This window comes from Labilibaculum manganireducens (genome assembly GCF_963665805.2).
Classification (GTDB): Bacteria; Bacteroidota; Bacteroidia; order Bacteroidales; family Marinifilaceae; genus Labilibaculum; species Labilibaculum manganireducens.
On sequence record NZ_CAXXEE010000003.1, the window covers coordinates 2,591,712 to 2,610,817 of the forward strand.

At 38.5% G+C, this 19,106-nt stretch carries 14 protein-coding genes; 10 read left to right on the top strand and 4 right to left on the bottom strand.

What is annotated here, in order from left to right; all coding sequences use genetic code 11:
- Window positions 1–57: 57 nt before the first annotated feature.
- Both ACHZAX_RS10005 and ACHZAX_RS10010 read right to left on the bottom strand, forming a co-directional pair.
- A complete protein-coding gene (locus ACHZAX_RS10005) occupies window positions 58–627 on the bottom strand; it encodes an anthranilate synthase component II (RefSeq protein ID WP_101308571.1) in 570 nt (189 codons plus the stop codon).
- Between the two features lie 3 nt (window positions 628–630).
- The gene (locus ACHZAX_RS10010) at window positions 631–2,031 is read right to left on the bottom strand and encodes an anthranilate synthase component I family protein (RefSeq protein WP_320019007.1); all 1,401 of its coding nucleotides are present in this window, start codon (window positions 2,029–2,031) and stop codon (window positions 631–633) included.
- A gap of 946 nt (window positions 2,032–2,977) precedes the next feature.
- Between ACHZAX_RS10010 and ACHZAX_RS10015 the strand changes: the two genes are divergently transcribed.
- The 7 genes from ACHZAX_RS10015 to ACHZAX_RS10045 all read left to right on the top strand — a co-directional run bounded on the left by ACHZAX_RS10015 (window position 2,978) and on the right by ACHZAX_RS10045 (window position 10,386).
- A complete protein-coding gene (locus ACHZAX_RS10015; RefSeq protein ID WP_320019008.1) occupies window positions 2,978–4,132 on the top strand; it encodes a pyridoxal phosphate-dependent aminotransferase in 1,155 nt (384 codons plus the stop codon).
- Between the two features lie 19 nt (window positions 4,133–4,151).
- A complete protein-coding gene (locus ACHZAX_RS10020; RefSeq protein WP_320019009.1) occupies window positions 4,152–5,051 on the top strand; it encodes a prephenate dehydrogenase in 900 nt (299 codons plus the stop codon).
- Between the two features lie 193 nt (window positions 5,052–5,244).
- Complete coding sequence (locus tag ACHZAX_RS10025; protein WP_320019010.1) at window positions 5,245–6,330, top strand: bifunctional 3-deoxy-7-phosphoheptulonate synthase/chorismate mutase type II; 1,086 nt, start codon at window positions 5,245–5,247, stop codon at window positions 6,328–6,330.
- Window positions 6,331–6,411: 81 nt separating this feature from the next.
- Window positions 6,412–7,446 carry a 3-dehydroquinate synthase gene (gene aroB / locus ACHZAX_RS10030; protein WP_320019011.1) on the top strand — a complete coding sequence of 345 codons (1,035 nt, stop codon included), beginning with the start codon at window positions 6,412–6,414 and terminating at the stop codon, window positions 7,444–7,446.
- Between the two features lie 20 nt (window positions 7,447–7,466).
- On the top strand, window positions 7,467–8,744 hold the full coding sequence (gene aroA / locus ACHZAX_RS10035) for a 3-phosphoshikimate 1-carboxyvinyltransferase (protein ID WP_320019012.1): 1,278 nt from the start codon (window positions 7,467–7,469) through the stop codon (window positions 8,742–8,744).
- Between the two features lie 158 nt (window positions 8,745–8,902).
- On the top strand, window positions 8,903–9,352 hold the full coding sequence (locus tag ACHZAX_RS10040) for a 2-thiouracil desulfurase family protein (RefSeq protein WP_320019013.1): 450 nt from the start codon (window positions 8,903–8,905) through the stop codon (window positions 9,350–9,352).
- A gap of 53 nt (window positions 9,353–9,405) precedes the next feature.
- On the top strand, window positions 9,406–10,386 hold the full coding sequence (locus tag ACHZAX_RS10045) for a chorismate synthase (RefSeq protein ID WP_101308578.1): 981 nt from the start codon (window positions 9,406–9,408) through the stop codon (window positions 10,384–10,386).
- Window positions 10,387–11,072: 686 nt separating this feature from the next.
- Here the strand turns inward: ACHZAX_RS10045 and ACHZAX_RS10050 are convergent.
- Complete coding sequence (locus ACHZAX_RS10050) at window positions 11,073–11,702, bottom strand: NUDIX hydrolase (protein ID WP_101308581.1); 630 nt, start codon at window positions 11,700–11,702, stop codon at window positions 11,073–11,075.
- 2,581 nt (window positions 11,703–14,283) lie between these two features.
- Between ACHZAX_RS10050 and ACHZAX_RS10055 the strand changes: the two genes are divergently transcribed.
- The 3 genes from ACHZAX_RS10055 (at window position 14,284) to ACHZAX_RS10065 (ending at window position 17,954) form a co-directional block, all read left to right on the top strand.
- The gene (locus ACHZAX_RS10055) at window positions 14,284–14,712 is read left to right on the top strand and encodes an acyl-CoA thioesterase (RefSeq protein ID WP_101308582.1); all 429 of its coding nucleotides are present in this window, start codon (window positions 14,284–14,286) and stop codon (window positions 14,710–14,712) included.
- 40 nt (window positions 14,713–14,752) lie between these two features.
- Window positions 14,753–15,298 carry a DUF1697 domain-containing protein gene (locus ACHZAX_RS10060; RefSeq protein WP_320019014.1) on the top strand — a complete coding sequence of 182 codons (546 nt, stop codon included), beginning with the start codon at window positions 14,753–14,755 and terminating at the stop codon, window positions 15,296–15,298.
- 145 nt (window positions 15,299–15,443) lie between these two features.
- Window positions 15,444–17,954 carry a S9 family peptidase gene (locus tag ACHZAX_RS10065; RefSeq protein ID WP_320019015.1) on the top strand — a complete coding sequence of 837 codons (2,511 nt, stop codon included), beginning with the start codon at window positions 15,444–15,446 and terminating at the stop codon, window positions 17,952–17,954.
- A gap of 69 nt (window positions 17,955–18,023) precedes the next feature.
- Here the strand turns inward: ACHZAX_RS10065 and ACHZAX_RS10070 are convergent, their stop codons facing one another.
- Complete coding sequence (locus ACHZAX_RS10070; RefSeq protein WP_320019016.1) at window positions 18,024–19,070, bottom strand: 3-deoxy-7-phosphoheptulonate synthase; 1,047 nt, start codon at window positions 19,068–19,070, stop codon at window positions 18,024–18,026.
- Window positions 19,071–19,106: the final 36 nt, after the last annotated feature.

Genomic DNA, 19,106 nt, shown 5'->3' on the forward strand with positions numbered 1-19,106 from the left:
TGCATTAATTTTTATCGCAAACACCGACTCTTCGACCTTTCCAGACTTTTGACTTTTTCAACTTTTTAACCAGTTTTCAATCATTTTCAATCCATTAGGAGTCAAAACCGACTCTGGATGAAACTGAACACCCTGCACGTCATATTCCTTGTGGCGGATTCCCATGATCTGTCCTTCTTCATCTTCGCAGGTAACCAGTAAACAATCCGGCAAATTCTCTTTGGTTACATTCCATGAATGATATCTTCCTGCCGTAAACTTCTGATCGATTCCCTGTAAAACACCTTTGTTATCATCTGTTCGGAAAACCGAAGTAGCCACACCATGATATACTTTATCCAAATTCTCAATGCTTCCTCCAAAAACCTCAGCAATTGCCTGTTCTCCCAAACAAACGCCTAATATCGATTTAGTGGCAGCATATTCGCGGATCACATCTTTTAAAATGCCTGCTTCGTCAGGAATTCCGGGACCAGGGGATAATAGAATCTTATCGAACTTAGCTACCTCTTTCAAATCGATTTCCCGGTTTCTGTGCACTTCAATGTCCTTCGCACCTAACTTTCGTAAATATTCCACCAAATTATAGGTGAAGGAATCGTAATTATCCAAAACTAAAATCTTCATACCCTATATATTTTGTGCCAGTTCCATTGCTTTTCGCAAGGCTGCCAATTTATTACCCACTTCGTTTAATTCATTCTCCTCTTTCGATTTTTCGACCACTCCGGCTCCTGCCTGAAAATACAGCTGATTGTCCTTGCTCATAAAACTTCTGATCATGATTGCCTGATTTACTTCCCCGTTAAATCCCAGAGAACCAATACAACCGCCGTAAAAACCTCTTGCCGTTGGTTCGTATTCATCGATCAACTGCATAGCGCGGTATTTTGGTGCTCCCGATAAGGTTCCTGCAGGAAATGTATCTCCCATTAACTGAAAGGGATTATAGTCACCGGGAAGTTCGCCGGAAACCTTGGATACCAAGTGAATTACATGCGAAAAGTACTGCACCTCGCAAAAGGTTTCTACTTTTATATTTTGTGCATCGCGGCTCAAATCATTTCTGGCCAAATCGACCAACATCACATGTTCTGCCTGCTCTTTTTCGTCTTTCAACAACTCCTTGGCCAATTCAGCATCTTTCACTGCATCACCTGTTCTTCTGAATGTTCCGGCAATTGGGTGAATGTATGCCTTCTTGTTTTTAATTTCAATCTGCGCTTCAGGCGATGATCCCATGATCCGGAACGATCCGTAATCGAAATAAAACAAGTAAGGCGATGGATTAACTGACCGCAAAGCACGGTACAAATTAAAATCATCACCTTTATAAGCTTGTGAAAACTGACGGGAAAGAACAATCTGAAAAACATCACCTCTTTTGCAGTGCTTCTTACCCAAAGTCACCATTTTTTTATAAGTATCATCGTCCATATTCGATTGCTCCTCACCTTCCATCGAAAAAGTAAAAGCCGGCAGATTTCTATTTCTCAACAAATCAGAAACTTCACGTATTCTGGACTGATCTCCGTTTTTCACCAATTCAATAATCTTTAATGTATTGTTGAAATGATTTACCTCAATGATGAACCGATAAAGAGAATAGCACATTTGCGGGATACCCGACTGCTTTTTGTCCAAATTAAAATTCAAATCCTCGAAATAAGGAACTGCATCGTAAGTTGTATAACCAAAAAGTGCATTTGCCTTGGGTACATTTTCCTTTCCTTCCAGATCAAATTGATTCACAAAGTTTTTTAACTTGCCCGAAACAAAGCGTTTGCCTTTGCCTCTGGCATCAAAAATTTCTTTTTTGCCTTCCATCTCTTCAATCAACTGCCCATCTTTTAAAGTGATGCTGGCAATTGGTTCCAAAGCAATGAAGGAACTGGCGTTTTCAGGACTGTGGTAATCCGAACTCTCCAACAATATTGCACCCGGAAACCGATCTCTCAATTTCAGATACATACTCACCGGAGTAATTACATCGGCAAGTAATTCTTTTTTTAGGTATTTAAACTTTATCATTTGGTTGTTAGTTAAATTCGATTCAAAAAAAAAACGGCCTACTGAGTATCAGTAGGCCGTTTGCTGTGTTCTTAACTATATTTTAGGAACTAAATTTTGCACATACGGGGGTCACCTCTGCTCTGGTTTTGAGAGTTTGTAAATGTGCCACCACCAATATTTGCTATTCATTCCAATCATATTTCTTTTTTTCTTCCTACAAATCTAATTAATAATTTATTCAAATTCCAAATCTAAATTCACAAATTATCCAGATCTCATGAGAGATAAGTTAAACTTTTCCTTTAAAACAAAGACTTACAGCCAATATTATTTTTTTTATTTTAATTACACAAACCCAATTTAAACGCCATCATCACTCAGCACCACCCCAATTTGCAATAAGGTATTACATACAAAAAGCTCAAATTATCTTGCACCCCCCCTATTTTAACCCAATTAATCAAATAATAATATTTTTCTAATTATTTAGCAAAAAAGCTCAAATTGCCTTATTTCACTATACCTCCAAACGAATACACCAATAGAATTCAAACGTTAGCATTTCATTAATTCTAAAAAATAGATTTGCAGGATAAGAAATAATTCCTACATTTGGTGCAGACAATAATGAAACAATTGATTATTACTATGAAATCATTCAGTACTTTCTTTTATTATTTTTGGTATTTCTATTATCCACAACGATAAGGGCAAGAATTGATATGTAACAACTCGAACAGATACATTTAAAGGTCTTGCCCAACAGGTAAGACCTTTTTCATATAAAAATTACAATGAACAATTCAGGATTGGCATTTCGATATTATTATTTTTATTTCTGGCACAACAACAACCGGGCGGGATGCCTTATACCTAATTTTAAGTAAAAAGTATAACAAAAATCCTGTTCCAAGCGAGCAGGATTTTTTTTTGAAACAGAACCAAAATTTTAACCGCAAGAATAATGATTCAACCAGCAAACAGAACCCAAGGAGTTAAAGAGTACTATTTCTCAGTAAAACTGAAGGAGATAGCTAAGCTAAACGAAGGTGAAGTAAAAGTTCTCAATCTGGGAATAGGTGATCCGGATATGTCCCCTTCGGAAGATACCTGGGGAATGCTTAAGGAAGCCTGTGAACATCCAAAAAGTCACGGTTACCAATCGTATCAGGGAATACCGGCTTTACGCGAAGGATTCGCAAAATGGTACAAAAACTTTTTCGATGTAGATTTAAATCCGGCCAACGAGATATTGCCCTTAATGGGATCGAAAGAAGGAATCATGATTACTTCACTGGCTTATTTGAATGAAGGCGACGAAGTTTTAATTCCAAATCCGTCCTATCCTACTTACACATCGGTAACCAATCTATTAGGTGGAAAAATTGTTTCTTATCCATTGGTTGAGGAAAATAATTATCATCCTGATTTCGATGCTCTTGAAAAAAGAGATTTAAGCAAGGTGAAAATCATGTGGATCAACTATCCTCATATGCCAACCGGAGCACGGGCAAGCAAAGAATTACTGGAAAAAGTGGTTGCTTTTGGCAGAAAACACAAAATATTGATTGTTAATGACAATCCTTACAGCTTCATTCTTAACGATTCTCCGATGAGTATTATGTGCATTGAAGGAGCAAAAGATTGCTGCATCGAGTTAAACTCTCTAAGTAAGTCGCACAATATGCCGGGCTGGAGAGTTGGAATGATTTGCGGAAAAGCGGAAATGCTGGAACCAGTATTGAAAGTAAAAACCAATATGGATTCAGGGATGTTTTATCCGGTTCAGCAAGCTGCGGCTAAAGCCTTGGCTCAGGATCAAAGCTGGTACGACTCCATCAATAAAGTATACAAAACCAGACGGGATTTGGTTTTTAAGCTGATGAATCTGATTGAGTGTTCTCCTAGAGAAGATCAGGGTGGAATGTTTGTTTGGGCTGCAATTCCTGAAAAATACAAGGATGGCTACGAACTAAGTGATAAAGTTCTTAAAGATTCAAAAGTATTTATCACTCCAGGTGGAATTTTTGGAGATCAGGGAGATAAATACATTCGTATTTCGTTGTGCAGCAATGAGGCAGTAATTGAAGAAGCCATTAATAGAATTAAAGAAAATTAGAATAGAAAAATTCGAAACAATGATACTATCAGTAATAGGATTGGGATTAATTGGAGGATCGATAGCTCTTGATTTGAAAAAAAGAGGTTTTGTCAGTAAAGTGATTGGAGTTGATAACAACGCTCTTAATGCTCACGCGGCTAAAAAATTAGGCCTCGTTGATGAAATTCAGGATTTAAAAAGTGCAATACAATCATCAGATCTGGTTGTTTTAGCGATTCCTGTTGATGCTTGCTTACGGGCATTACCAAACATTATGAATCTAATAGATCATCAGATTGTTACTGATTTAGGATCAACCAAAGAACAGTTGATAGAGTCGGTTGCAAATCATCCAAAAAGAAATCAGTTTGTACCTGCTCACCCAATGGCGGGAACTGAATTTTCAGGTCCGCAGGCCGCTCATTCAGGATTGTTCGATGGAAAATGTGCCATTATTTGTAATCCTGAAGATTCCGATAAAAAAGCAGTAAAGCTGATTACAGAAATGTTCCATTGCCTGAGAATGAGATGTGTATTTATGGATGCTGAAGTGCATGACAGACAAACGGCTTACGTTTCTCATTTATCACACATTAGTGCTTTCGCCTTATCGTTAACGGTATTGCACAAAGAAAAATCAGAAAAACACATTTTTGAATTGGCGAGTGGTGGATTTGATTCTACTGTTCGATTGGCAAAGAGTTCGGCCGAAATGTGGACACCAATTTTTCAGCAGAACAAGAAAAACATTGGAAAAGTGCTTCAAAAATACATCAATACCCTTCAACAGTTTAAAGATTTAATTGAGGAAGACGATTTGAATGGTGTTAATGATTTAATATTTGAAGCAAACGACATCAGAAGGGTTCTTGATCAGAAAGAAAAGAACGAAAAAGATACCATTCAGCAAACAGCAAAAATTAGAAACAGAGCTTAACAAAGGGACAAGGAACAAGGATAAAGGACAAGGATAAAGGACAAGGATAAAGGACAAAGTAAGAAGTAAAAAGATAAAATTACAGGCTCCTTTGACAGGGGGTTAGTTAAAAAAAACAAATAGTACAAAATATCATCTAAGTAAAAAAACCATATTTTTAATCACTCCGAAAAGAGTAAAAAAACAGTATACAATGAAGAATTTGGAAATTAAGGATCTAAGCAGCTGGCCGGTTGACGTTAGTACCCGCCCAATGGTTATCGCAGGACCTTGCAGCGCAGAGACCGAGGAACAAGTGATGGATGCAGCAAGAGGAATTAAAGCTGCAGGTATTCCGATTTTCCGCGCAGGAATCTGGAAACCACGTACCCGTCCGAACAGCTTTGAAGGAATTGGCGCAAAAGGATTAATCTGGCTGCAAAAAGTAAAAGAAGAATTCGGATTGATTACGGCTACAGAAGTAGCTAACGCCCGTCACGTTGAATTGGCATTGGGAGCAGGGGTAGACATTTTATGGATTGGCGCAAGAACCACAGTTAATCCATTTGCTGTTCAGGAAATTGCTGATGCGTTGCGCGGTCATGACATTCCTGTTTTGGTGAAAAATCCAATTAATCCTGATTTGGAGCTTTGGATGGGTGCAATTGAGAGACTTCATGCTGTTGGATTAACCAGATTAGCTGCAATTCACCGTGGATTTTCAACTTACCAAAAATTGAAATACAGGAATGATCCTCAATGGCAAATTCCAATTGAATTGAAAAGAAGAATGCCGCAGCTTCCTATCTTTTGCGACCCTAGTCACATTACAGGAGATCGTGACCTACTTGAAGAAATCGCTCAAAAATCGATGGATTTAAACTACGAAGGATTAATTATTGAGTCGCATTGCAAACCCGAAGAAGCATGGAGCGATGCCAAACAGCAATTAACCCCTGTCGCTCTTAAGGAACTTTTAGCTAACCTGGTACTTCGTGATCCTGAGGCACCAAATGAATTGGTTGACAATACCTTGGGCGAACTAAGACACTTAATTGATGATTTCGATCAAAAATTACTGGAATTATTAGAGAACCGCATGCAGGTAGCCAAAACGATTGGTCACTACAAGAAAGAAAACAACATCACCGTTTTGCAAAACAAACGTTGGGGAAGTATTCTGGAGAAAAGCATGGAAAATGGTAAGAAAAAAGGCTTTAGTGAGCAATTCATTAACAGCTTATTCAAAGCAATCCACCAGGAATCTATCAACCAGCAGGAAGAAATTATGAATTCATAGATAGTAGTAATTAGTATATAGTAGTTAGTATTTTGGCTGGCTGCTATGTACTAACTGCTATGTACCAACTACTCAGAAAAAATGAAAACCATACACATCGAAAAGCAAAACAGCAGCATTTTTGTAGGAGAATCTTATCTCAGGATTAAGAACTACCTGCCAGAGAAAAAATGCTTTCTAATTTGCGATGAGAACATTTACCGGCACTACTCTGAATTCATCAACCAGTTCGATTATATCGTAATGGGTTGCGGAGAAGGAAACAAAAACTGGCAAACTGTTGAAAAGATCATTGATCAGCTGCTTGAAAGAGGTGCCGACAGAAATAGTTTTCTGTTAGGAATGGGCGGTGGTTTGGTTTCTGACGTAACAGGTTTTGTGGCTTCTATTTTTATGCGGGGTCTTGAATTTGGTTTCATCAGCACCTCCTTGCTGTCTCAGGTGGATGCCAGTGTTGGCGGAAAAAACGGAATCAATTTTGGCAAACTGAAGAATATGATTGGCATTTTCAATCCTCCAAAGTTTGTGATTTGCGATCCTGTCTTGCTTAAAACCTTGCCCAAACGTGAAGTTAGAAGTGGATTTGGTGAAGTAATTAAGCATGCTTTTATTAAAGATGAAAACCTTTATAACTTCCTGAATGAGAACTGTGATGCACTTCTGAATTTAGATCCGAATTTGATGGAAGACTTGGTTTACCGGGCAGTTTCAATTAAAACTGAGGTTGTTGAAGGTGATCCTTTTGAAAAAGGAGAACGAAAGAAATTGAATTTCGGTCACACCATTGGTCATGCCATTGAAAATAATTCAGACTTAACTCATGGCGAAGCGGTATCGGTCGGTATGAATTTAGCCTGCCAATTGTCTCGGGAATTGTGTGAACTAAGCGATGCTGATGCAAAAAAAGTTGATGACTTACTGCAAAAATTTGAATTACCTCTGGATCATGACGTTTCAGCTGACACGATTAATCAATATCTGATCAAGGACAAGAAGAAAAACCGATCGACTATTGATTTTATTCTACTCAAAAAAATAGGAGAAGCCACAATTGTTACCCTTCCTATTGATGAACTGAAAAACAAGGTAATTGAGCTTTGTGCCAATCCTAATTAACCGCATTAACACCCAAAATTATGAGAGTTCGAATTCAATCCTCAACCATTAAAGGAAGACTAACGCCTCCTTCCTCGAAAAGCATGATGCAAAGAGCTTTAGCCGCTGCAATGTTGGCCAACGGAAACTCTGTAATTCACAATCCCTGCAAATGTGAAGATGCTGATGCCGCAACAAATATCATTCAGCGAATGGGTTCGGTAGTCACCAAAAAGGAAAATTCGGTAGAGATCACTTCCAAAGTAAGCGAAGCTCCCAAAAACATTCATGTTGGGGAATCCGGACTTTCGTTAAGAATGTTCTCTCCCATTGTTGCTCTGAAACCGGATGAAATGGAAATTACGGGAACGGGCAGTATCCTAAAAAGACCCGTTCATAATATTATTGAAGGATTGGAAAATTTGGGTATTGAATGTGAAAATCCCGGCAAGGGATTCCTGCCCATCCGCATAAAAGGCGGCTACAAAAGTAATTTTGCGAAAATTGACGGATCGCTTGGATCTCAATTCCTCACCGGACTTTTAATGGCTCTGCCTTTGCGAAAAGAAGATACCTCACTAAAAGTAAAAGATCTAAAAAGCATTCCTTATATCAATATGACTCTCGATTTAATAAAGCATTTTGGTATTGAAATAGAACATGATAATTACGAAAACTTTCAGATAAAAGGCAATCAAATTTATCAACCAACAGAATACACAATTGAAGCTGATTGGAGTTCTGCAGCTCCTCTTTTAGTTGCCGGAGCGTTGAAAGGAATTGTAACACTGGAACACATGAATCCGGATTCTTATCAGGCCGATAAGGCAATTTTGGATGCCTTGCAAAAATGCGGCGCTTCCATTACATGGGAAGGAAACAATTTAACGGTTGAGAAAAAAGATTTAAATGCCTTTGATTTTGATGCCACACACAGCCCTGATCTTTTCCCTCCTTTGGTGGCTTTGGCCTGTTACTGTGAGGGAGAAAGCAGAATAAAGGGAGTTCACCGATTAGAGCATAAGGAATGTAATCGTGGCTTAGTGCTGAAAAAAGAATTTTTAAAGCTTGGAGTCCCGATTCGCATCGAAGGTGATGAAATGATTATTCCTGGTGGCAGAGTAAAAGGAGGACTGGCAAAAAGTAATAATGATCACCGTATTGCCATGGCACTGGCCGTAACAGCCTTGGCATCACCAAGTCCGATTGAAATAGGTCAGCACGAATGCGTTGCAAAATCGTATCCTGAATTCTTTACGGATTTACGAAAAATTGGTGGCGGCGTGGCGCAGTTCTATTTCGACAGTCAGTTTGTATAAATAAAGATAGGGTGTCTGAAAAGTAAAGTTGACTTGAAAACATCATATTAGGCAAAGTCGAAACATCTGCTATTCAAACACAAAGATTCTTCGACAAGCTCAGAATGACAATCAATTCAAACTTTTCACCCCCCTTATTCTTACTTAATAGTAAAAAAATGATAATAGTCAGTGCTTGTTTGGCCGGTTGCGAATGCAGATACGATGGAAAAAGCAACGAAGTTCCTGAAATTAAAAAACTGGTTCTCGAAAACAAAGCCATCGCCCTGTGTCCGGAAAATTTAGGAGGCCTTAGCACGCCACGTATCCCTTGCGAAATAGTGAGAATCAATAACGAATTAAAGGTTATTGGGCGGGATCAAAATGATTATACAGCCCAATTTACCAAGGGTGCCGAAATCGCCGCGAATGTGGCAAAAGCCTTGAATTGTAAAACGGCAATTTTAAAAGCCAACAGTCCGTCATGCGGATACGGAAAAATTTATGACGGCAGTTTCACGGGTAAATACAAAGAAGGAAACGGATTTGCCGCTGAAATACTAACAAATAATGGCGTGCAAATACTGAATGAAGAAAATTTTTATTCGATACTTACCAATGAAAAATAAACATTGGCTATTTTTACGAACTACTAATGACTGGTTACTAATAACGATAATAAATGAATAATTTCGGAAGAATATTTAGACTTAGCATATTTGGAGAATCTCACGGTAAAGGAGTTGGTATCACAATTGATGGATGTCCATCAGGAATTGACCTGACCGATGAAGATCTTCTGCACGATTTAAGCCGCAGAAAATCCGGCGCAAGAGGTACAACCCCAAGAATTGAGGCAGATATGCCCAGCATATTGAGTGGAACCTTCGAGGGAAAAACTACGGGTGCCCCGCTAATCATCCTGTTCCATAACAAAAATACCAAATCGAAAGACTACAGCAATCTGTTGGACAGTCCGCGTCCCGGGCATGCCGATTTTGTAGCTCAGCATAAATTTGGCCGACACAACGATTATACCGGAGGAGGTCATTTTTCGGGAAGAATCACCCTTGGAATAGTAGCTGCTGGTGTTGTAGCGAAAAAGATTCTAGGTGATGTGAAAATTGATGCCAAGCTTACCGAAGTTGGCGGACAAAGCGATTTTGATGCTGCAATTGAAGATGCTTTGCTGCAGCACGATTCTGTTGGAGGAATTGTTGAATGCAGAGCCAATAACCTTTCTATCGGATACGGCGAACCCTTTTTCGATTCTGTTGAATCGATGATATCGCATCTTATTTTTGCGATACCAGCAACCAAAGGAATTGAATTCGGTTCAGGCTTTGCTGCGGCCAAAATGAAAGGCTCGGAACACAACGATAATTTTATTGATGAAACCGGAAAAACGGAGACCAATCATGCCGGAGGAATCAACGGAGGAATTACCAACGGAAACGAGTTGGTATTTCGCGTAGCCATAAAGCCAACCTCATCGATTGGCAAAAATCAGAAAACCATGAATTTTGCCAAAGGCGAAGTGGAAGATTTATTGATAGAAGGCCGTCACGATGCCTGCATAGCTTTACGTGTTCCGGTAATTATTGAAGCAGCAACCGCAATTGCATTGGCTGATTTAAAATTGTTAGATAAAGCCAGAAGGTAAACGGCTCTTTACCAAAAATACATGCCCCGCAAAGATCATTTCTTTGCGGGGTTTTCTTTCCTCACCATACAGGCGATGAAGCTTTCGCTTAAGGGCGACACCTGTTTTTTGATGTCAAAATCACCGTCGCACCAAGCAGATGACTCCATTGTTATGCCAATAAAACATCCGCACAAGAGCGATGCCTGTTTTTTAATACCGCAACCCTATCCTCGCGAGAACGATGACTATATTCTGATGCCGGAACCCTCGTCGCATCAGACAGATGGTTCTATTTTTGTGGCTAAAGTCCCTTCGCATTACTGCGACACTGCTTTTCTGATAAAAAAAGGGTCTTCGCACAGATAAAAACCTCCTTTTTGATGTCAATAAGACCTCCGCTCCAAAACAATCAGGCTTTTGCCAACAAAAAACAGCCTTCCCTCCTTGCAAATGACACTATTGCTATGACTGAAAAGCCTCCGCTCCTTACAAATGACACTATTGCTATGCCGAAAAGACCTCCGCTCCAAAGCGAAACAAGCACAAGCATCATGAAAAGCCTGTAAACATTGGCATTTCCCAATTCAGGCAAAAAAATATAGGGCTTTGTTGATGATGGATGCCTCTTTGCTAATTGCTCTAAACTTCGAACTGCTAATCACAGCCCGTGACAATTTAGCTTTTGCGGTTCGTTTTATATCTTTTCAATCAAAAATAGGTTGAAGATTATGGTTTTTATATAATTCATACATTTTCAAAATCTGATCTTTTGTTACCCGACGCACTGATAATTCAGGCAAATCATTAATGTCAAAGAAACCTACATCACTTGTCTCCAAACCTGTTTTCGCTTCTCCTCCAACAATCTCGCATTCCATAAATAGTTGGTATATATCAAATGGGAATGGTCTATTCTGGTGCTTATTATAATCGATTAACCCAAGTATTCTAATCGGCTTAACATCAAAACCAGATTCTTCTTTGACTTCATTAATTGCTATTTCACTTGGCAGCATTCCATTATCTGCATATCCTCCAGGTGGACTCCATTTGTTATCCATTATTTCTTTAACTAATAATATCTTATCATTTTTAAAGATCATTGCTCGCACACCAACTTTTGGAGTTTGATATCCAACATCCCGGTTAAAAACAAATTCCAGTTTTTCTGAATCAATTTCTGTGATATTATTAAAAATTTGAATACTCAAATCGCGTAATTCTTCGTATCGTTCCTTATCATATTTGTCCTTAGTAAAAGCCAACCCAGACTGTGCAATAGAATTGATCTTTTTAGCAATTGTCAGCCAATGGTCAGGAGTTTTTTTAGCCATTTTCAAAATTTATATTATTAGCAATGAATCTTTTCTAAATGAACTACAACAAGCAGATAAGTCTTCCGGCGACTGACACCACTTATCGATAATTTTTTGTAAGTAGTTGTTCGTGTTTTTATTATCCTCATAACGGAATAATATGCATGGTTATTTTCTAAAACCCAACTAAGGTATTCTTTTTATCAGAGATTATGAAAGATGAAAGTGAAAAGTAAAATATGGAATGTGTTTAGAGTGGTGTACTTTACCCCAACCCCCTAAAGGAGCCTAAAAAAGCAATAGGTTTGGAAAGTCCCCTTTAGGGGAAACACAACACAACACGAAGAAGAAAAGAAGACTCTGTGAACCTCTGTGTACTCCGTGGTAATATTTTTTTGCCTGCCATTCACCAGATGAAAAGTAAACTATGAATTGTTTTACTTTAGGTTTTGCTGGGGCAGCATGTGTTTAGAGTTGAATACTTTGCCCCAAACCCCTAAAGAGGCTTAAAAGAGCAGTCGGTTTGGAAAGTCCCCTTTAGGGGATTTAGGGGTGGTAAGAATAACAGATGATATGTGGATTTCCTATTTGTCATTCCTTCGGAATTTTACCCGCTAACACAAATACAATATTTCAAAAAGATACCATAGAGAACACAACCTAACGCGAAGAAGAAGAAAAGAAAACTCTGTGAACCTCTGTGTACTCCGTGGTAATATTTTTTTGCCCGCCATTCACCAGATGAAAAGTAAACTATGAATTGTTTCACCCCAAGTTTTGCTGGGGCAGCATGTGTTTAAAGTTGAATACTTTACCCCAAACTCCTAAAGGGGCTTAAAAAAGCAGTTGATTTGGGAAGTCCCCTTTAGGGGAAACACAACGCAACACGAAGAAGAAAAGAAAACTCTGTGAACCTCAGTGTACTCCGTGGTAATATTTTTTGGCCTGTCATTCACCAGATGAAAAATAAACTATGAATTGTTTTATCACAGGTTTTGCTGGGGCAGCATATGTTTTGATTGAAGCACTTTACCCCAAACCCCTAAAGGGGCTTAAAAGAGCAGTCGGTTTGGAAAGTCCCCTTTAGGGGAAACACAACGCAACACGAAGAAGAAAAGAAGACTCTGTGAACCTCAGTGTACTCCGTGGTAATATTTTTTTGCCTGCCATTCACCAGATGAAAAGTAAACTATGTATTGTTTTATCACAGGTTTTGCTGGGGCAGCATGTGTTTTGAGTGGTGTACTTTACCCCAAACTCCTAAAGGGGCTTAAAAAAACAGTTGATTTGGAAAGTCCCCTTTAGGGGATTTAGGGGTGGCAAGAATAACAGATGATATGTAGATTTCCTATTTGTCATTCCTTCGGAATTTTACCCGCTAACACAAATACAATATTTCAAAAGAACACCACTGAGAACACAAAGTGACACAGAGAAAGAAAAACAAGAAAACTCTGTAAACCTCAGTGCACTCCGTGGTAATATTTTTTTGCCTGCCATTCACCAGATGAAAAGTAAACTATGAATTGTTTTACTTTAGGTTTTGCTGGGGCAGCATGTGTTTAGAGTGAAGCACTTTACCCCAATCCCCTAGCAGTCGGTTTGGAAAGTCCCCTTTAGGGGATTTAGGGGTGGTAAGAATAACAGATGATATGTGGATTTCCTATTTGTCATTCCTTCGGAATTTTACACGCTAACACAAATACAATATTTCAAAAGAACACCACTGAGAACACAAAGTGACACAGAGAAAGAAAAACAAGAAAACTCTGTAAACCTCAGTGCACTCCGTGGTAATATTTTTTTGCCTGCCATTCACCAGATGAAAAGTAAACTATGTATTGTTTTATCACAGGTTTTGCTGGGGCAGCATGTGTTTAGAGTGTTGTACTTTACCCCAAACCCTAAAGAGGCCTAAAAAAGTAATAGATTAGGAAAGTCCCCTTTAGGGGATTTAGGGGTGGTAAGAATAACAGATGATATGTAGATTTCCTATTTGTCATTCCTTCGGAATTTTACCCGCTAACACAAATACAGTATTTCAAAAGAACACCACTGAGAACACAAAGTGACACAGAGAAAGAAAAACAAGAAAACTCTGTAAACCTCAGTGTACTCCGTGGTAATATTTTTTGCCTGCCATTCACCAGATGAAAAGTAAACTATGAATTGTTTTACTTTAGGTTTTGCTGGGGCAGCATGTGTTTAGAGTGTTGTACTTTACCCCAAACCCTAAAGAGGCCTAAAAAAGTAATAGATTAGGAAAGTCCCCTTTAGGGGATTTAGGGGTGGTAAGAATAACAGATGATATGTAGATTTCCTATTTGTCATTCCTTCGGAATTTTACCCGCTAACACAAATACAGTATTTCAAAAGAACACCACTGAGAACACAAAGTGACACAGAGAAAGAAAAACAAGAAAACTCTGTAAACCTCAGTGTACTCCGTGGTAATATTTTTTGCCTGCCATTCACCAGATGAATGGTTGAACATGGCGCATAAGTAAAAAAACAATCCAATTCCCAATTCATATTTTCGATATCAATTTAGATTATGTAGATTTAACTGCACTACAACAAACACTAACAATCGAAAATAATGACAACAGATTTAATGATCGTTGAAATGGAAATAGGCATTAAGGCCTACGATATTGATGCAATGGGAATCGTAAGTAATATTGTATACATCAGATGGTTTGAAGATTTACGACATTTGTTTCTGGAGAAACACTTTCCATACAATGAAATGATAGCCACCAATATTTCCCCTATTTTAATTAAAACCGAAGTACATTACAGAGTTCCGTTAACCATTCAGGATCATCCAAGGGGAACATGCAGAATTAAAAATCTGGGATCCAGCAAATGGGAAATGGATTTTGAGATCTTTTCCGGTGATATAATTTATTGCAAAGGAAAGCAAACTGGTTGCTTTTACAATCTTGAAAAACAGAGACCGTCATTGGTTCCGGAACGCCTTTTGGAAGCTTACGAAAAGGCTAAATTACAAATGCATGACGAATAGCACAATGATCAAGTTATCTTCTATAAAAACCTGAAGCCTTATGAGTAAAAGAGTAAAGTACATTTCTGTTTTAAGAGGAATAAATGTAGGTGGAAAACGTAAAATTCTGATGGCAGATCTTAAAGAATTGTATTCTGAATTGGGGTTTGAAAATTGTATCAGCTACATACAAAGCGGAAATGTAATTTTTGAATATCAAAACGTTTCAAATTCTAAGCTTGAAGAAAAATTAGAAGATGCCATCTTGGAAAAATACGGCTTCGAAGTGCCAGTAATCGTGAGAACAAGAAACGAATGGGAACAATCGGTTCGGGCAAATCCATATACCGATACTCATGAAAAAGAGAATCTTTTTATCACCTTCCTCAGTGAAACTCCAAAAACAGAAGTAAGCGAAGCTATCAGTGAATTAAACTTTGAACCGGATCGTTTTCAAATGATCGATAAAGATGTATTTATATACTGCCCGGGGCCGTATCACAAAACCAAGCTCAGCAATCAGTTTTTCGAATCGAAGCTAAAAGTGAAAGCCACAACACGAAACTGGAATACAGTTCTTAAATTATTAGAACTATCAGCCGAATAAAATTCACTTTAAATAATTATTCCATACAGCACTCATACATCCCGAAAATCACCCTTCTTATCGAAAAGTGCAAAAAAATAAGTCTTCTTATTGTACCTATTTCTATTTTAGTTGCCTTAAAACAACACAAGCATAACTCAACAACATGAAAAGAAATTTATTGACCTTCCTATTCTTAACAATAGGAATAGGATTATTTGCGCAGGAAATTCCTGCTGCAAAAGCAAATTATGAATTGGCAGCAAAATTCTCGCCTAACCGACTAAAAAAATTAGTATTCTCGACCAGTGTCAATCCTCATTGGCTAAAAAACGGTGAAAAATTCTGGTACAACTACAAAACCCCGGAAGGAAATTTCTACTATTTGGTTGATCCGGTAAGCAGTACAAAATCAGAGCTGTTTAATGCTGTAAAAATGGCCGCTGACATGAGTCGCTTAACGGCAGATCCTTTCGATGCACAGCATTTGGATATCAGCAAATTGAAATTCATTAACAATGAAAAAACGATTCAGTTTGAAGTAAAAAGTAAGCTGGTGGAAGAGGAAGAAAAAGACGACGAAAACGGCGATAAGCAGGAAGAGGAAAAAGAGGGCGAAAAAAAGCAAAAAGCCAAAAAGAAAATGGTTGCCAAAGTTTGGCATTTCGAATATCAAATTGCTTCTAAACAGCTAAATCTGCTGGATGAGTTCGAAAAGCCTTTGGAGCAAAAAGATTGGGCTTCGGTATCTCCAAATCAGGAATATGTAATTTTTGCAAAACATCACAATTTGTACTGGATGGATGCAGAAAACTATAAAAAAGCTCAAAAGAATGAAAAAGATTCTACCATTATTGAACATGAGTTAACTACAGATGGCGCAGAATATTACAGTTATGGCAGTGGCACTTATGGCAAAACCAATAAAGAAATAGAAGAAGAAAAAGACAAACGCAAAGCGGCTTATGTTACTTTCTCGGCAAACTCAAAAAAGTTTGCACTAACCAGAGAAGATGAGCGCGAAGTAAAAGATCTTTGGGTGATCAACTCCGTGGCTTCTCCACGGCCTACCTTAGAAAGTTACAAATATCATATGCCGGGAGAAAAAGAAGCTCCTCAATATGAAATTTTGGTTTTCGACTGGGAAAGTAAAAAATCTGTGAAAGTAAAAGCTTCGGCATTTAAAGATCAGACTCTTTCCATTCTAAGAGCTCCCGGGAAAAAAATGGATGCAGATGATGATTTGCAATTTTCGAAATGGTTATCTGCCGGCAGTGATCTGTTGTATTTCAAGCGTCAGAGCCGTGATATGAAACGTGTTGATATCTGCACCGCCAACACCTCAACCGGTGAAGTGAAAGTTTTGATTGAAGAGCGTTTAAATACCTATATAGAAACCAGACCATTAGGATTTGTAAATAACGGCAGGGAACTGATCCATTGGTCTGAACGCGACGGATGGGCACACTTTTACCTTTACGACGGGGATGGAAATCTAAAAAATCAAATTACATCAGGCCCTTGGCATTGCGATAGAATTCAGGGAATTGATGAAAAAAACAGAGTTCTTTACTTTACTGGAAATGCCAGGGAAGATGGCGAAGATCCATATTACACTCACCTTTACAGTGTCAACTTTGATGGTACAGGATTGAAACTTTTGAACAAGGGAAATTTCTCGCATGACATGAGCTTAAATGATCAAAACCACTACTTTGTAAACAACTCATCAAGAGTAAATACAGCTCCGGTTTCGGCACTATACAATTCGAAAGGAAGCAAATTAATCGATTTGGAAACCACTGATCTTTCCCGGTTATTTGAAACCGGTTATCAATTCCCCGAGCTGTTTAAAGTAAAAGCAGGTGATGGTGTAACCGATATTTATGGAGTGATGTACAAGCCATTCAATTTCGATCCGAATAAAAAGTATCCAATTTTAACCTATGTGTATCCGGGACCGCAAACCGAAGCCGTTTACAAAAGCTTCTCGACCCGCATGGACAGAGCCGATCGTATGGCTCAGTTGGGATTTATTGTCGTAACTCTTGGCAATCGAGGTGGTCACCCTGCCCGTTCGAAATGGTACCACAACTATGGTTATGGCAACCTAAGAGACTATGGTTTGGAAGATAAGAAAGTTGGTTTGGAACAATTGGCCGACAGATTTGACTTTATTGATATTACTAAAGTGGGAATTTTTGGTCACTCCGGCGGTGGATTCATGTCTACAGCGGCCATGTTGGTTTACCCTGATTTCTTTAAAGCAGCAGTTTCGGCAGCAGGAAACCACGACAATAACATCTACAATCGCTGGTGGAGTGAAACTCATCACGGTGTAAAAGAGGAAATATCCGAAAAAGGAGATACTACTTTCACCTATAAAATTGATGATAATCCAAGCCTGGCAAAAAACCTGAAAGGAAAGCTTATGATTGTTACCGGCGATATCGATAACAATGTACATCCGGGCAATACAATTCGAATGGCCAATGCCTTGATAAAAGCAAACAAACGATTCGATTTCTTCATTTATCCCGGTCAGCGTCACGGATTTGGTGACATGAGCGAATACTCGTTCTGGTTGCGTGGTGAGTATTTTTGCAAATATTTACTTGGCGATTTTAGAAACAGTGCCGATTATATCGAAATGCAAAACGATAAACCTAATAAGTAAAACTCTCTTGGCTTAAAATATTTTAAATCCCGATCTGCAAATGCATATCGGGATTTTTTTTGAAGTGTACTATTTTATTTTCCTGCAAAATTCTCTCAATATCCTCTCTGTTGATTCAAAATCAAGACATTCATCAGTCACCGAAACTCCATATTTTAGTTCCGATTGATCATCAGGAATACTTTGCTTGCCAAACATCAGGTTACTCTCTACCATAAATCCCATAATGGATTTATTTCCCCCGGCAATTTGCCCGGCCAGACTGGCTAAAACAATTTCCTGTTTTTGGGCTTTTTTAGAAGAGTTCGCATGACTGCAATCAACCATTATTCTTGGCACAATTTGCAGATCTGACAGTTTTTTTTCAATCGCAGCAATGTGTTCTGCTTCAAAATTAGGCTTCTTACCTCCTCGAAGTATAATATGAGTGTTTGGATTTCCTAAAGTACGAATCACAGATACTTTTCCTTCAGGATTTATACTCACAAAATTATGTGGAGAGGCAACAGCCTGCATTGCGTTTATGGCAATATCAATATTCCCATCGGTACCATTTTTAAAACCAACAACCGACGATAAACCACTGGACATGTTTCGGTGACTTTGCGATTCAGTAGTTCGGGCACCAATTGCTGTCCACGAAAACAAATCCTGAATATACTGTGGAGTTACAATATCCAAGGCCTCTCCGGCAGCCGGCAGTCCAAGTTCTGCAATATACACCAAAAGCCCGCGGGCCTGCTTCAAGCCATCCTGAATTTTGCACGAATTATCCAGGTAAGGATCATTTATTAGGCCTTTCCATCCCACTGTAGTTCTAGGTTTTTCAAAATAAACCCGCATCACAATAAACAAATCCTCTTTTAAATCATCAGCCAGTACTTTTAGTTTTTGAGCATACTCTTTTGCCGATTTAATATCATGAATAGAACAAGGTCCAACAATAGCAAGTATTCTCTTATCACTGCCATTTAGTATATTTTTAATCGTAGTCTGTCCTTTATTAACGGTTTCGATGTGTTTTTCGCGAAGCGGATATAATTCTTTAAGTTCTATTGGAGTAATAATAGACTGCTCTGCACTCACATTCAAATTCTCTATTCTGGGGTCCATCATGTTCTTTGCTCTTTTAACAGTAATCGTAAAATTATC